Source organism: Duganella alba (assembly GCF_009674495.1).
GTDB lineage: Bacteria > Pseudomonadota > Gammaproteobacteria > Burkholderiales > Burkholderiaceae_D > Rugamonas > Rugamonas alba.
In genome coordinates this window covers 204,813-219,887 of the sequence record NZ_WKJN01000007.1, presented here as the reverse complement: position 1 = coordinate 219,887, position 15,075 = coordinate 204,813, and the positions used below count along the sequence as shown (strand labels likewise).

The window sequence follows — 15,075 nt, the reverse complement described above, 5'->3', positions numbered from 1 at the left end:
GGCCGCTGACTCAGTCGAGGAAGCGCGGGAACTTCGGCAGTTTCTGGTTGTCGACCGGCTCGTGCTGGATCACCAGCGTGGCGTGCGTCCGGGCGATGACGGCATCGAGTTTTTTGCCGGAGCTGATGGTTTCGTTGTGGTCGTAGTTCCAGCTTGGCACCTGGTGGCGTTCATAATTTTCAGTGAAGTGCCACTGGTCGCCGGACAGCACGTAATAGCCGGCGTTGTTCAGCTTCAGCAGCAGCGCCATGCTGCCCGGGGTGTGGCCCGGCGTCTGGAGCGTGGTCAGCGTGCCGTCGCCGAACAGATCGACGTCGCCATCGACCACGCGTACCCGGTCCAGTTTGGTCCCCGCGATGTGCGAGTTATACAGGCTGGCGTCGATGTAGTGGGCGGAAGCTTTCTTGCTGTCGGCCATGGCGTCGAGCTCGCCGCGCTGGATGATCAGGGTTGCATTGGGAAATTCATTGACCTGGCCGGAGTGGTCGAAGTGCGAATGCGACACGGCGACATACTTGATGTCGTCCGGACGCAGGCCCAGATCGCCGATCTGATCGACGATCGTGCGGTCCAGCTTGGTGGTAAAGCTGCCTTCGGTGAGCGGGCCGGCCAGATATTTCTTCGGCAAGCCGGTATCCCACAGCAGCCAATCGTTGCCGTGTTTGATCAAATAGCAGGACATGACGATGTCGTAGGACTGGCCGTGGTAGAGGCCTTCGTCCGACATCACCGACTTGTCGCCCAGCGTCATATGGCCGCAGTCCAGCCGGTACATCTTCATGTCGGGAGGCGCCGCATGCGAGGCGCCGGTTGCGGCAAACGAAAGGATGGCGAAGGCGAGACCTGATAATAACTGTTTCATGATTGAGCTCCTGAAGGATGTACGGGACATTAAATGGTGCAGATGCGGCAGTATGCCGAGTTGGCGTATCGCGATAAACCAGTCCGACGTCTACTCTTTGTTGCCCAAGGAGAGACAATGAAGGGGGAGAATATAATGCGCTACTGGCTCCTTGAAATTGAGCTTAATTGAGTAACTACATGGAGCCATGAATGGATCTCGTCCTGCTGATCTCCGGCTATTCCGCCCAAAACAGTCATCGCGGCTGGCCGCGCCAGCGCCTGCTGCACGAATGCCTGCGGGCGGCGATCCGCAATGGCACGCTGGCTGCCGGCGCGCGGCTCGCCGCTTCGCGCGCGCTGGCCGAGGAGCTGGGCGTGGCGCGCAACACCGTGCTGTATGCCTATGAACAGCTAGCCAGCGAAGGTTTCGTGGTCACGGACCGCCGTGGCACGGTGGTGGCTGCGGTGACGCCGGAGCGGGCGCCGGCCAGGCGCGCGCTTGCGGCGCCGCAGGCCGGCCTGTCGCAGCGCGCACGGAGCCTGCGCGCGGTGCCGGGACCGGCCGACCGCATGGGCGCCTTCGTGCCCGGTGTGCCGGCGCTGGAGCTGTTTCCGATGGCGTTGTGGCGGCGCATGCTGGAACGCGCACTGCGGGCCATGACGGTGGTGCAGCTGAATTACGGCGATCCGGCCGGCGAGCCGCAGTTGCGCGAGGCGATTGCCGACCACCTGCGCGCCGCGCGCGGCGTGGTGTGCGACGCCGCGCAGGTCTTCATCACCGACGGCACGCAGAGCAGCCTTGATCTGTGCATGCGCGCGCTGGCCGACGACAGCGACACGGTCTGGATTGAGAATCCCGGCTATGGCGGCGCACTAGCCGCCGCGCGCGGCGCCGGACTGGCGGTGGCCGGCATCGACGTGGATGACGAGGGCATGGCGCCGACGGCGGAGGACTGGCTGCTGCGGCCTCCGCGTTTGATCTACACCACGCCATCGCACCAGTATCCGATCGGCAGCGTGTTGAGTTTGCGCCGGCGCCTGGCGCTGATCGAGGCGGCGCGTGCGGCCGGCGCGCTGATCATCGAGGACGATTACGACAGCGAGTTCCGTCACGACGGCGCGCCGCTGCACGCGATGCAAGGGCTGGCGGCGGATGCGCCGGTGGTCTACCTCGGCACCTTCAGCAAGACGATGTTCCCGTCGCTGCGCATCGGCTTTGTGGTGGTGCCGGCGTCGCTGGCGGAAGCGTTCGCGCAGATGCGTGCGCAGTCGTCGTCGCGCGGCCGCGTGGCGGAACAGCTGGCGCTGGCGGAGTTCCTTCGCAGCGGCCAGTTCGTGCTGCATCTGCGGCGCATGCGGCGGCTGTACCGCCAGCGGCGCGATGCGCTGGTGGCCGCGCTGGCGCTGCACCTTGGTTCGGTGGCGACGGTGCACGGCGGTTCCTCCGGCATGCATCTGTCCCTGCGCTTTCAGGATGCGCGCATTGACGACGTGGCCATCGTCGCGCAGGCGCTGCAGCGTGGCATTGCCGTCAACGCGCTCAGCACGCATGACACGCAGGGTGATTCAGGCTGGAAGGGACTGATGCTCGGCTACGCACAGGTGCCGGCCGAGCAGATGGAGGGACTGGTGAAGCAGTTGGCGGCGCTGGTGCACCTTGCGGCCTACGCCGCCAACTGTTCAGCCGCCGGAGCGGCGCAGCTTAAAACGCCGTATCCGCCCGCACGTAGAACGAGCGGCCGTTCACGCCGATAGGGCAGGTTTCCCAGCAGCGGGTGAAGCCCAGTTTCGGGAAATCGCCGCCGTTGGCCCACAGGTTGGGCAGCTGGTTGAAGGCATTGTTCACGCCCACGCTGAGGAAGGTGCGCTTGCTGAAGCCATAGCGCACCGATGCATCCACCAGCCAGCGCGCGTCCCACTTCTGCAGAGGGCTGAAGTTTTCCGCTTCCACCGGACCGTAGTAGTTGGCGCGGGTGTTCAGGTTCCAGGCGCCGGTGGTGTAGTCGGCTGCCACCACGTGGTGCTTGCGCGGCTGACCGTGCTCGATCAGCGTCACCTGCGATTTGTCGAACAGTTTCTCGCCGCTCAGCACCGACGATGTCGAATGGCGCTTGGTCACCTCGGTCTTGTTGAAGCCCAGTTGGCCCGACAGCACCAGCGTCGACGAATCGAACTTGGTGGTGTTCTCGGCCACCACGTCCAGGCCGCGCGTGCGCGTATCGACCGCGTTGGTGAAGAACTGCGCCTGGCCCACGCCCAGCGGACGCAGGATGTTGGCGATCGGGCCGCCGCCGGCCTCCGGTGCGATCTCGCTGGAGAAGACGATGCGGTCCTTGATCTTGATCTCGTAGGCATCGGCCGTCAGCGAGAAGTTCTTCACCGGTCGCAGCACCACGCCGATGCTGCCGTTGGTCGAGGTTTCCTCTTTCAGCGGCTTGATGCCGAAGGCCTGCGTCACGGCGCTGCCCTGGCGCGCGGTCAGCGTCTCGGTCAGCACGCCGTTATTCAGGTTGGTGGAGACGGAGCTGTAGAACTCCTGCTGCACGCTTGGCGCGCGGAAGCCGGTGGACAGGCTGGCGCGGATGCCCACTTCCTTGGTCGGGTCGAAGCGGCCACTGAGCTTGCCGGTGACGGTGCTGCCGAAGTCCGAGTATTTTTCGTAGCGCACGGCGCCGCCCAGCGTCACCGTGTTGATCGGTTTGGTTTCGGCGTCGAGGAACAGTGCGATGTTGTGGCGGCCCGAATCCACCGCCGTCCCAGGCGTATAGCCGGGGAAGCCCTGGATGCCGGCGGCGGCGGTGGCGCCGCTCGGCGTGGTGATGGCGATGGCCGGATTGTTGGTGCGGCCGTACTGGTACGACACCGGATCGCCGGCGATGATCTGGTAGTTGTCCTGGCGGTATTCGAAGCCGGTGGCCAGCGACACTTCGCTGTCGCCGACCTTGACCGGACCCTTGATGTCGGCATTGAAGGTCAGCTGCGAGAAGCGCAGCGTGCCGGTGTCGGCCTCGCGCGGCGAGTCGGCGTAGACGCCGCCGCCCGGTTTCGGTTCGTACCAGTAGCTGACGTTCAAACTGTTCGATTCGTGGAAGGCCAGCTCGCTGCGGCCGTAGTTGATGCTGACGTCGGCCTTCCAGTCGCGCGGCAGGTCGTGGCGGTAGCCGAAGGCGAACGAGGCGTCCTTGATGTCGGTGCTGATCGCCGGCAGGAAGCCGTTCGGATACACGGACGACACGGTGCGGTCGTCGCCGGCCGAACGGAAGAAGCCATACGAATCGCTCTTGCGCTTGGAGACGCCGCCGAAGGCATAGAACTCGCTCTCCTTGTCGATCGGCAGCGCGCCGTTCCACCAGAAGTAGCCGTCCTTGGTGTTGCTGTCGCCGATGTGCTGCGTCACGCGCGGTGGATTGACGCGCAGCGAATCCGGGCCGGCGCGGTTGGTCTCGCCGCGCTTGCGGCCTTCCAGCGTCAGGTTGATGTAGCCGCCATTCTCGCCCAGCGCGAAGCCGCGGTTGGCGCTGGCCGAGTACAGGTCGCCGTCGCCGTCCGAGGTGGTGCCCAGCTGGCCGCTCAACGACGTTTCGCCGATGTTGGACTTGAGGACGATGTTGATCACGCCGGCGATCGCATCCGAGCCGTATTGGGCGGCGGCGCCGTCGCGCAGCACTTCGATGTGGTGGATGGCGCCCAGCGGAATGGCGTTGATGTCGGTGCCGGCCGAGCCACGGCCGACGGTCTGCTGCACGTTGACCAGCGCCTGCTGGTGACGCCGTTTGCCGTTGATCAGCACCAGCACCTGGTCCGGCCCCAGCGAGCGCAGGGTGGCGGGGCGGATCGAGTCGGTGCCGTCGCTGATGAAGGTGGTGGAGAAGTTGAACGACGGGTCCAGCGTTTGCAGCAGCTTGCCCAGTTCCAGCGGGCCGGCGGTTTGCAGGTCTTTGAGGCCGATCAGGCCCACCGGCGACGAGGTGTCCAGCGCCGTCTTGGCCACCGAGCGCGAGCCCAGGACCACCACGGTTTGTTCATCGGCCCTGGCGCTGCCGTCGGTGGACGTTTGCGCCTGGGCGGTTTGCGCTGCCAGCAGCAGGATGGCGCTGGCGAGCAGGGTGCGTTTGAATTGGGGTGCTCGGATCATTGTGCTCTCTCTTAGTTTTTTGAAAACGGCCTGCGGGGGTAAGGCCGTTGGAAAAATACTAAGTCGGCACGTGCAAGGACGACAACGCCGCATGCACCACAATGTTGCGAATTATGCACATTTGCACATAACTCGTGCACTGTAACGTAATGTATCGTAAGCTGGATGGCGGCCCGGCACGGGCCTGCCACATGCGGGCGCAAAAGTGTGGCGCGCGCGCATCGGTGTGGTGCGGACCTTGCTGACCCTACTGGTGGTCGCGCATCCACTCTTTCAGGCCGTTGACCCACGACTTGGCCGGCAGGTTCAGGCTTTTCTTGATCTCGCCGGCGCGCTCGTACAGTTCACTGAAGTCCAGCGACGGCGCGTTCTTGAACGCGATGACCACGATGTTGGCGTCGTGTACCTCCGGCAGCCACACTACGGCGTCGAACACCAGTTCCATCGTTTGCAGGTTCTTGTCGTAGTTGGAGAAATCGTCGCCGAAGACGTTGGTGGTCATGATGCCGCCGTCGCGCAGCACGTCGGCGCAGCCCTGGTAGAACTCCGGCGAGTCGAGCACCGGGCCGCGCGCTTCCTCGTCGTACAGGTCCACCTGCAGCACGTCGACGGTGTTGTGGTTGGCTGGATCGAGCACGAAGTCCATGGCGTTCATTTCGCGCACGTCCAGGCGCTCGTCGTTGGACGGCAGGCCGAATTGAGACTGACACATGGCGATCACGTTGGGATTGAGTTCGATGGCGGTCACGCGCGCCTGCGGCAGGCGGCGGTAGCAGAACTTGGTCAGCGCGGCGCTGCCCAGGCCCAGTTGCACGATGTGGCGCGGCTGGTCTTTGAAGAGCAGCCACATCATCATCATCTGCACGTATTCCAGCTCGATGTTGTCGGGCTTGGCGATGCGCATGGCGCCCTGCACCCAGGAGGTGCCGAGGTGCAGGCTGCGCACGCCCTGGAATTCGGTGATGGTGGCGGGCGGGTGACCGGGTTGGTCGAATTTGATAGGTGTACTCATGTTGGTAGTTTACCAGCCGGCTGCGGATTGATCCTCGCTGTAACCCTCAGGCCGAAGGGTCAGACCCCGCAGGGGTCTGACCCTGGTTCGCCGCCGTGCGGGGTAACAGGCGCCGCCGGCCCCTCAGCCAATCAGCGGCAGCATCATGGTGACGGTCAACCCGCCGCCCTCGCGGTTGGTCAGGGTGATGCGGCCGCCATGGGCTTCGGTGATTTCGCGCGCCAGGGCCAAGCCCAGGCCGGTGCCGCTGCGTTTCGTCGAGTAGAACGGCACCAGGGCGTTGGTCAGCACTGTTTCGCTCATGCCGGGCCCGCGATCCATCACGTCGATGCGGACCGCGTCGTACAGCCGGCGTACCTCCAGGCTCACCTGGTCGGCGGGCGAGCCGGATTCGTGGGCGTTCTTCAGCAAATTGAGCAGCGCCTGTTCCAGCTGGGCCGGATCGAAGGCGCATGGCTCGGCCGGCGGTTCGCCGATCAGCTGGAACACCACCTGTTCGCCCAGGTGTGTCAGGAAGGCTTGCCAGTGCCGGGTTTCCAAGCGCGGCGCCGGCAGCTTGGCAAAGCGCGCGTAGCCGAGGATGAAGCTTTCCAGATGGCGCGTGCGTTCCTCTATCGTCGCCAGGATCTGCGGCAGGCGTTCGGTCTGGCCGCGCCGCACCAGCTCCGCGCCGGAATGCGCCAGCGAGGTCAGTGGCGCCAGCGAGTTGTTCAGTTCGTGGCTGATGACGCGGATGACTTTTTTCCACGTCTGCACTTCCTGCCGGCGCAGCTCCATGGTCAGCTGGCGCAGCAGCAGCAGTTCGTGGTTGCGGCCATTCAGCTTGAAGGTGCGGCGCGCCAGGTGGTAGACGTCTTCTTCCTCGACGTCGGCGCCGGCCGCCTTGGTGGTGAACAGGCCGTCGCCGCCGCGCGCCAGTGCTTCCAGCAAGGCTGGCGACACCTTGGCCAGCACCTCGTCCAGCTTGTGGCCTTCCATGCGGCGGCCTTCGTACAGCAGCTGGCGCGCGGCGATGTTGGCGTAGACGATGGGGCCGGACTCGCTGATCAGCAGCATTGCCACCGGCGTGTTCTGCACCATGGTGTCGAGCAGCAGTTCGCGCTGCACCAGGTCCAGGCGCTGCGTGCGCAGCACGTCGCCGAGCTTGTTGTGGGCGGCCACCAGGTCGCTCAGTTCGTCGTTCTGCGGCCAGTGCAGGCTGAAGGAAAAATCGCCGTCCTGGTAGCTGGTGACGGTGCCGGTCAGCGCGCGGAACAGCGACAGCATGCGTTCCAGCTCGGCGCGGATGGTGATGATGGAGATCGGCAGCACGCACAGCAGGCAGATCGCCAGCACCACGCTGGAATTGTCGGGAAATATGCGCGTCAGCTCGAGCGCGATCAGGATGCCGACCGTCAGCAGCGTGCCGATCAGCGCGGTCCAGCGCGTCAGCAAGGAAAGGCGCAGGCCGCGCGGCTTGCGTCCTTCCTGCTGCGCTGGATCGTCGGGCGCCATCACGGACGGACGATGCCCAGCCGCTCCATGCGGCGGTACAGCGCCTGGCGCGACAGGCCCAGTTCCGCCGCCGCCTGCGCCACCACGCCGCCGGCGCGGCTCAGGGCCAGGCTGATGGCGTCGCGGTCCGGCTCGCGGCTGCCGTCGTCGGCGGTGGGCGTGCCCAGCGACGGCGCGGCCGGCAGGCCGAGGTCGGCGACCTTGATGATGTCGCCGCTGGCCAGCAGGCCGGCGCGCATCATGACGTTTTTCAGTTCGCGCACATTGCCGGGCCAGGGATGCGCCAGCAGCGCCGCCTGCGCGTCCGGATGCAGCTGGCGCGCCGGGCCGAGGAAATGCATGGCCAGCGGCAGGATGTCCAGCGGCCGCGCCGCCAGCGGCGGCAGGCGCAGTTCGATTACGTTGAGGCGGTAGAACAGGTCTTCGCGGAAGGTGCCGGCGCGGATCATGGCCGGCAGATCGGCATTGGTGGCGCTGACCACGCGCACCTTGACCTGGCGCTCGCGGTTGGAGCCGAGGCGTTCGAAGCGGCCGGTCTCCAGCACCCGCAGCAGTTTCATTTGTCCGGCCAGCGGCAGGTTGCCGATTTCGTCGAGGAACAGCGTGCCGCCGTCGGCCGCCTCGAATTTTCCTTCGCGCGCCTTGGCGGCGCCGGTGTAGGCGCCGGCGTCGGCGCCGAACAGTTCGGCCTCGATCAGTTCGGACGGAATGGCGCCGCAGTTGAGCACCACGAACGGGCCGTCGCGCACCGAGGAATTGGCCTGGATGATGTCGGCGATGCGCTCCTTGCCGGTGCCGTTGGGGCCGGAGATCAGCACCGGCACGTCGGCGCGCGCCACCTGGCAGGCCAGGTGGATCACGCGTTCGGTGGCCGGGTCCTGGTACACCATGCCGCGCAGGTCATGGCCGTTTTCCAGTTCGCGGCGCTGGCGCAGCTCGGCCTGCACGCGCTGCTGCAAGGCGCGCTTGGCCTGTCCCAGTTCGATCAGGTTGTTGACGGTGGCGATCAGCTTGTTGTCGTCCCACGGCTTGGCCAGGTAGTCGGCGGCGCCGGCCTTGATCAGGTCCACCGCCGCATCCAGGTGGGTCCAGGCGGTGAGCAGGATCACCGGCAGGTCCGGGTGGCGGTCGCGGATGGCGCGGAACAGCGCCGTGCCTTCCTCGCCCGAGGTGGTGTCGGCGGTGAAGTTCATGTCCTGCAGCACCAGGTCCACGCTGTGCTGCTCCAGCAGGGCCAGGCCGGCTGCGGGCGAGGCGGCGCGCAGCGCCTCGATGCCGTGCAGCGAGAACAGCACGTCCAGGGCCACGGACACGGCGGCGTTGTCGTCGATGATGAGTACAGTAGGCATGCCGTAAGCATAACATTGTCGCGCCATGCCCTGTACCCCGCCTGCGCCGTTCACGCGGTGCGGGTGGCGGTGGCCGGCGAAATGCTGGCCGCGCGCCATGCCGGGCCGTACACCGCGATGATGCCCAGCGCCCAGAAGATCAGCGATCCGCCGACCAGGTAGCCGGCCGGCAGGCGCGCCATTTCCAGCTTGCTGACGATCAGCTGGTTCAGGCCCAGCGCCAGCAGCACGCCGGCGCCGATGCCGGCGCTGGTGATCAGGATGTTCTCGGTGATGAAGTAGCGCAGGATGTCGACCCGGCGCGCGCCCAGGGCGCGGCGCACGCCGATCTGCTTGCGGCGCTGCGTCACCCACAGGCTGGCCATGCCGACGATGCCGCTGGCGGTGATCAGCAGCAGCAGCACGCTGACCGTCACCAGCATCCACGCCAGCGCCATGTCGGCGCGGTAGCGCAGCTGGCGGTACTCGCTCAGGGTCTTGGTCTTGACCACGATCGGTTCCGGCGAGGCGGCGCGCAGCGCCGCTTCGGTTTCCTTGATCACCCGGTCCAGCTGGCCCGGTTCGGCGCGCACCGTGTAGCCGTAGGCGGCGTCGCCGGACGAGCGGATCGGCATGATGATCGACTGTTCGCCCTTGGCGCCGATGGCGGCGTTCGGCGTCTGCAGTTTTTCCACCACGCCGACCACGCGCAGCGCATTGGCTTCGGCGCCGGTGCCGTGCAGGACTTCCTTGCCGATAAAGCTGGTGGCGTCGGGCCACAGGGCGGCGCCCAGCGCGCGCGTGATGATGGCGACCTTGGGCGCTTCCTTGCTGGTGGCGCCGTCGATTTCCGGCGTTTCGTTCGGCAGGAAGTCGCGCCCCTCGACCAGTTGCAGGCCCAGGGTTTTGACCAGCGAATCGCCGACATAGTAGACCGAGGCGGTGGCCACCGAGTTGACCTGCTTGCGGTCGGTCGCCATGCCGGAGTAGCTGCCGGAGCGCGACAGCGGCATCTGGCTGGTCTGCGCCACCGAGGTCACGCCGGCGACGGCGCGCATGGTGGCCACCTCGCCGCGCTGGCTGGCGATGCTGGCCTCGTGCGGCAGCGCCTTCAGGTGGCGGATCTGCACGCCGAACACTTCTTCCTCGTTGGCGACGCCGCTGGCGCGCGCCGACATGGCCTGGCGGTCCTGCACGATGTAGAGGGCGTTGGACAGGATGGCCAGGCTGAGGGCCACCTGCACCGCGACCAGGATCGGTCCGGTTTTATTGCGCAGCAGCGCGGACAGGATAGGACGGATTTCCATGAGGGGCCTCGCTTATTGGGATTTGAGTTGCAGCGCCGGGGTCACCTGGCAGGCGCGCCAGGTCGGCAGCAGGCCGGCAATGATGGCCGACAGCACCGCCAGCGCAAAGGTGGTCAGCAGCATGATCCAGTCCATCTGCGCCACGCTCGCCAGCGCCTTCGACTGCAGCGCGATCAGCGCCAGCGCGCCGAACGCCAGCAGCAGCCCGAGCACGCCGCCGACCAGGCCCACCACCGTGGTCTCGATCAGGAACTGGGTGAAGATCTCGCGGCGCGAGGCGCCGAGCGCGCGGCGGATGCCGACCTCGCTGGCGCGCACCGAGAACTTGGCCAGCAGCAGGCCGATGGTGTTGACCAGGCAAATCAGCAGGAAGCCGAACGACAGCCACACCGACAGCTTGTCGTCGTTGCCGACCACCTTGTTAAATTCCAGCCATTCCATCACGTCGTACAGCGTGTTGGGCGAGTTGCGTTTCAGGCGGCCCAACTTGCGCTGTTCGGCGGTGTAGCTGTTCAGGTAGCTTTGCAGGGTGTCGCGGTCGCGCGCGCTGGCGGTCTCGAACCAGAACTGGATCCACGTGCATTCGGAATTGATGAAGCCCTGGAAGCCCGGTTCGACCTCGCCCAGGCAGCCGGTGCTGCCGTTGCGGTCGACCTGGTGGCGGATGGCGGTGGCGAACGGGATGTACATGTCGTCCTCGTCGCCGAAGGCGCTGTCGCCGCCGATCAGGCGCTGGTAGCGCGGCAGCACGTTCCAGGTTTCGAGCACGCCGATGACCTGGTAGTCGAAGCCGCCCATGCGCACGCGGTGGCCGATCGGATCGGCGTCGCCGAACAGCTTTTCCGCCAGCTTGCGGCTGAGGACCGTGACGTCGTCGCCGCGCTGGTCGGCGTCCGGCGCCCAGCCCTGGCCGCGCAGGAACGGCGCATCGAACATATTGAAGTAGTCGGCGGTGGTGGCGGCGCCGCGCACCACGAACACGCCCAGGTCCTTGCGCTCCGGCTCCAGCGCCATGCCGACGCCGAAGATGGCGGTGCGGCGCTCGCCGCCTTTGCCGTTGAGCAGATTGACGGCGTCGCGGTAGCTCATCTGCTCGTCGTTCGGCTTGTCGCCGGGCTTGTAGCCTTCGAGCGGGCCGTTGTCGAACTGCGGCACGAACAGGCGTTCGCTCTTGGACGGAATCGGATTGCCTGACATGACGTGCAGGATGGTCAGCGTGGACACGCTGGCGGCCACGCCGATGGCCAGCGTCAGCACCATCAGCGCGGTCAGCGCGGGATTGCGGCGCAGGCTGCGCGCGCCGAGCAGGAAGTAGTATTGGAACATGCTGCGCTCCTTATGCCTGGGCGGCGTGGCCGACGGTGCTCAGCGACGGCGACTTGCGCACCAGGTCGGACACCTGGCCGTCGATGATGTGGACATTGCGCTGGGTGCGCACCGCCAGTTCCGGATCGTGGGTCACCATCAGGATGGTGGTGCCGGCGGCGTTGATCTCTTCCAGCAGCTCCATGACGCCGCGCGCCATCTGCGTGTCGAGGTTGCCGGTCGGTTCGTCGGCCAGCAGCAGCTTGGGCGAGCCGGCCAGCGCGCGCGCGATCGCCACGCGCTGCTGCTGGCCGCCGGACAGTTCGGCCGGATAGTGCTTCATGCGCGAGGCCAGGCCGACCTTGGCCAGCGCGTCCTCGATGCGCTCCTTGCGCTCGGCGGTGTTGAAGCCGCGGTAGCGCAGCGGCACGTCGACGTTGTCGAACAGCGACAGGTCGGGAATCAGGTTGAATCCCTGGAAGATGAAGCCCAGCTTCTCGTTGCGCAGGCGCGAGCGGGCGTTGTCGTCCATGCCCTTGACGTTGACGCCATCGAGCACGTACTCGCCGTCGGTGAACTCCTCCAGCAGGCCGGCGATGTTGAGGAAGCTGGTCTTGCCGGAACCGGAAGGACCGGTCACGGTGACGAATTCGCCTTGCTGGACATCGATCTCGAAGCCGCGCAGCGCGTGGGTTTCGATCATGTGGGTGCGGTACACTTTGCTCAGGTTTTTCATGCGCAGCATAATGGGCCTCTTAAAAAATTATTGATTGATCGAGACGCGTTCGGCGTTCTCAAAGGTTTCGGTGCCGGAAATAACAATTTTGTCGCCAGGTTTCAGCCCACCGAGGATTTCCACGGCGGAGACGCTGGTGGCGCCCAGCTTGACCGGGGTGCGGATGGCGGTGCCGTCGCGCACCACGTAGGCGTAACGGCCGCCTTCGGATTCGAGGAACGGGCCGCGCTGCACCATCAGCACGTCGCGCTTTTCGTCGATCAGCAACCGCGCGGTGATGCGCTGGCTCTGGCGCAGGCCGGCCGGCTGCTCGCCGTTGAAGCGCACGCGCGCCAGCACCTGGTTCTTCACCACTTCCGGCGACAGCGCCGACAGCTTGCCGGTGGTGGTGCCGGAACCGTAGTTCACTTCCGCCGTCATGCCGAGACCGAGGTCGGACACATAGGTCTCCGGCACTTCCAGCTCCACTTCCAGGCGCGACAGGTCGACCAGCGTCATCAGCGGTGTATTGGCCGGCACCACGCTGCGGTTGGCCACCGACAGCGTGCCGATGAAGCCGTCGACCGGCGCGCGCACCGTCAGCTCGTCGACGCGGCGCTGGGCGTTGGACAGCGTGCTGCGTTGCTGTTCCAGCTGCTTGATCTTCGATTCCAGCTCCAGCGCCACGTTGTCGCTTTCCAGCGCCGACGCCTGGTCGGCGTGCTTGGCGCGGATCGCGGCGGAATTCAGCGCGTCCTTGGCCTTCTGGTATTCGATCTTGGCGATGATGCCTTCGTTGGAGACGGCGTCGTAGCGCTCCAGCGTGCGCTGGGCGGACAGGCGCTCGATTTCGGCGGTGTCGGCGTCGCGCTGCGCCAGCAGCTTCTGCTTGCGCGCCAGGATGCGTTGGCGCGCCACGTCGGCTTCGATCTGCGCGTAGGCCGCCTGCTCCTTCTTCAAGGCGTCGGACAGGTCTGGCGATTCGAGGACCGCCAGTACCTGGCCTTTTTTGACGGTGTCGCCGGCATGCGTCTGCAGCGTGACGGTGGCCAGCGACGGCGCATACAGCGTCGGGCTGACGGCGGCGACGATGCGGCCGTTGACGGCGGCGTCGCGGATCAGCGTGCCGCGGCCCACTTCGGCGATACGCAGGCGCGAGACGTTGACCGAATGGTCGGTGTCGCGCCATTTGTGGAACAGGTAGCCGCCGGCGGCCAGCAGCACCACGGCGCCGGCGGCGATGATCAGGCGACGCCTGGTGGCTTGGCCCTTGGGCGCGGCGATGACGGCGTCTTGGCTGGAGGTGTCACGTATCATGATGGCTTTGCTGTGAATCTGTGAATGGATACGCAACGTTATGCAGAAAACGTGCCAACTTCTAAGTCATTGATTTATACGGAATAGTCCGCGCGTGTCCGCTGTCCGCGAGCGTCCGGTTTGTCCGCCTTGTCCGGCCGCACTTGAAAAATCGTCAACGCGCGCCATCTGCCGGCCCATGAACGATTATCCCTTTGTGCCCAGCGACGTCGCCCTGTACCGTCGCACCCTGTCCGACGCGGACACCATGCTGGACAAGCAAACCTGGGACGACCTGCTGCTGCCCGCCTACAGCGCGCAACTGGCGCGCGAGACCAGCATCTTCGGCCAGCAGGAGCTGCACCGCCGCCTGCATGCGGACGAAGACGTGAGCGCATCGTCCGACCGCGTCCGCGCGCTGCTCGCGGACGACGGACAACGCCAGCGCCTGACTGCCATCAACAGTTGCCTGCGCGGCGCCGACCGCGAAATCAGCGAGACCTTGTTTGGCGCCGCACTGCCGGCGTCGCCGCGCTGGCTGCCGGTACTGGGCTGGCTAGCGCCGGCGCTGCTGCTGTCGGTCGCGCTGGCGCTGGGCATGAACTGGCTGTGGATGTGGATCGTGGTGCTGGCCTTGTTCCTGACGCTGTGCGCGATCCAGGCGCGCCATTACGACGCGGTGCAGGAATGGAGGCGCATCCTGCACAGCACCCAGCTGATGCTGCGCGCGCATGGCCTGCTGGCGTGGGAAGACAGCGCCGCCGCCGCTGTACTGAATCGCCGCCTCAGTCGTTCGCTGCTGGCGGACCTGCCGGGCGCGCGCGACTACGCCGACTGGATGTTCCTGCAAAACGTGCGCCACTACTACCGCAGCCGCGCGGTGCTGCGCGCTAGCATAAGCTTCCTGCGGTCGAGCTTTGAACGCGTGGCGGCGCTGGATGCGGACCTGGCGCTGGCGCGCCACCTGTCACAGGCGCCGGTGTACTGCTGGGCCGAGCAGGGCGACGCGGTGGCGCTGGACGATGTCGTGCATCCGCTGCTGGAAGACGCCGCGCCGCTGACCTTCGGCATGGCGAAGCAGGGCGTGTTCATCTCCGGCCAGAACGGCATCGGCAAAAGCACGCTGCTGCGCACGATAGGCCTGAACCTGATCACGGCGCGGGCGTTCGGCTTCTGCTACGCGGCGCGCGCGGTCACGCCGCTGCAGCCGGTCTACACCAGCATGCAGAACGAAGACGCGATGGACAACGGCGAAAGCTTCTACATGGCGGAACTGCGGCGCGGCCAGGAGCTGCTGGCGCTGGCCGCGCGACGGCCGGCCATCTTCATCGTCGACGAAATTTTCCGTGGCACGAATTACCTGGAGTCGGTATCGGCGGCCGGCGCGGTGCTGCACACGCTGGCGCAGCAGGGGCGGGTGGTGGTGGCGTCGCACCATCTGGTGCTGGCATCCTTGCTGTCGGACTGTCTGCGGCCGTGGTGCGTCAGCCGCCGGGACGGCCGCTGGCAGCTGGCGCCCGGCCTGCTGCAGGATACCAACGGACTGGCGCTGCTGACCAAGCGCGGTTTCGACGCGGACGTTGTGGCCAGGGCCGGCAGCATCCATGCGCGGCTGCTGGCGCATGAACTGTCGCTATAGA

The 15,075-nt window shown here is 66.2% G+C and carries 11 protein-coding genes; 2 read left to right on the top strand and 9 right to left on the bottom strand.

Annotation, left to right across the window (positions count from 1 at the left end; all coding sequences use genetic code 11):
* Positions 1-10 precede the first annotated feature (10 nt).
* Positions 11-862, bottom strand: a complete 852-nt coding sequence (locus GJ695_RS09605; RefSeq protein ID WP_154364140.1) for an N-acyl homoserine lactonase family protein — start codon at positions 860-862, stop codon at positions 11-13.
* Positions 863-1,053: 191 nt separating this feature from the next.
* Here GJ695_RS09605 and pdxR point away from each other — a divergent pair, with 191 nt between their 5' ends.
* Positions 1,054-2,598: a MocR-like pyridoxine biosynthesis transcription factor PdxR gene (gene pdxR, locus GJ695_RS09600; RefSeq protein ID WP_154364137.1), complete on the top strand. Its 1,545-nt coding sequence runs from the start codon at positions 1,054-1,056 to the stop codon at positions 2,596-2,598.
* On the opposite strand, the gene GJ695_RS09595 is transcribed toward pdxR, so the two are convergent.
* From GJ695_RS09595 to GJ695_RS09560, 8 genes are all read right to left on the bottom strand, one after another.
* Positions 2,546-4,978 (bottom strand): TonB-dependent receptor plug domain-containing protein, encoded by a 2,433-nt coding sequence (locus GJ695_RS09595; RefSeq protein WP_154364135.1) that lies wholly within the window; start codon positions 4,976-4,978, stop codon positions 2,546-2,548. The two genes, pdxR and GJ695_RS09595, sit on opposite strands and share 53 nt — an antisense overlap.
* A 247-nt stretch (positions 4,979-5,225) precedes the next feature.
* Positions 5,226-5,990 carry a spermine/spermidine synthase domain-containing protein gene (locus GJ695_RS09590; RefSeq protein WP_154364133.1) on the bottom strand — a complete coding sequence of 255 codons (765 nt, stop codon included), beginning with the start codon at positions 5,988-5,990 and terminating at the stop codon, positions 5,226-5,228.
* A gap of 123 nt (positions 5,991-6,113) precedes the next feature.
* Positions 6,114-7,484 (bottom strand): sensor histidine kinase, encoded by a 1,371-nt coding sequence (locus GJ695_RS09585; protein WP_154364206.1) that lies wholly within the window; start codon positions 7,482-7,484, stop codon positions 6,114-6,116.
* Entirely contained in the window at positions 7,484-8,833 is a 1,350-nt protein-coding gene (locus GJ695_RS09580) for a sigma-54-dependent transcriptional regulator (protein WP_154364131.1), read from the bottom strand. The genes GJ695_RS09585 and GJ695_RS09580 overlap by 1 nt, the downstream gene beginning before the upstream one ends.
* Before the next feature lie 50 nt (positions 8,834-8,883).
* A complete protein-coding gene (locus GJ695_RS09575; protein WP_154364129.1) occupies positions 8,884-10,119 on the bottom strand; it encodes an ABC transporter permease in 1,236 nt (411 codons plus the stop codon).
* A gap of 12 nt (positions 10,120-10,131) precedes the next feature.
* The gene (locus GJ695_RS09570; RefSeq protein WP_154364127.1) at positions 10,132-11,445 is read right to left on the bottom strand and encodes an ABC transporter permease; all 1,314 of its coding nucleotides are present in this window, start codon (positions 11,443-11,445) and stop codon (positions 10,132-10,134) included.
* A 10-nt stretch (positions 11,446-11,455) separates the two neighbouring features.
* Positions 11,456-12,169 carry an ABC transporter ATP-binding protein gene (locus GJ695_RS09565; RefSeq protein WP_154360700.1) on the bottom strand — a complete coding sequence of 238 codons (714 nt, stop codon included), beginning with the start codon at positions 12,167-12,169 and terminating at the stop codon, positions 11,456-11,458.
* 18 nt (positions 12,170-12,187) lie between these two features.
* Complete coding sequence (locus GJ695_RS09560) at positions 12,188-13,456, bottom strand: efflux RND transporter periplasmic adaptor subunit (protein ID WP_154364125.1); 1,269 nt, start codon at positions 13,454-13,456, stop codon at positions 12,188-12,190.
* Between the two features lie 178 nt (positions 13,457-13,634).
* Between GJ695_RS09560 and GJ695_RS09555 the strand changes: the two genes are divergently transcribed.
* Positions 13,635-15,074, top strand: a complete 1,440-nt coding sequence (locus GJ695_RS09555) for a MutS-related protein (protein WP_154364123.1) — start codon at positions 13,635-13,637, stop codon at positions 15,072-15,074.
* The last annotated feature ends 1 nt before the right edge of the window (position 15,075 follow it).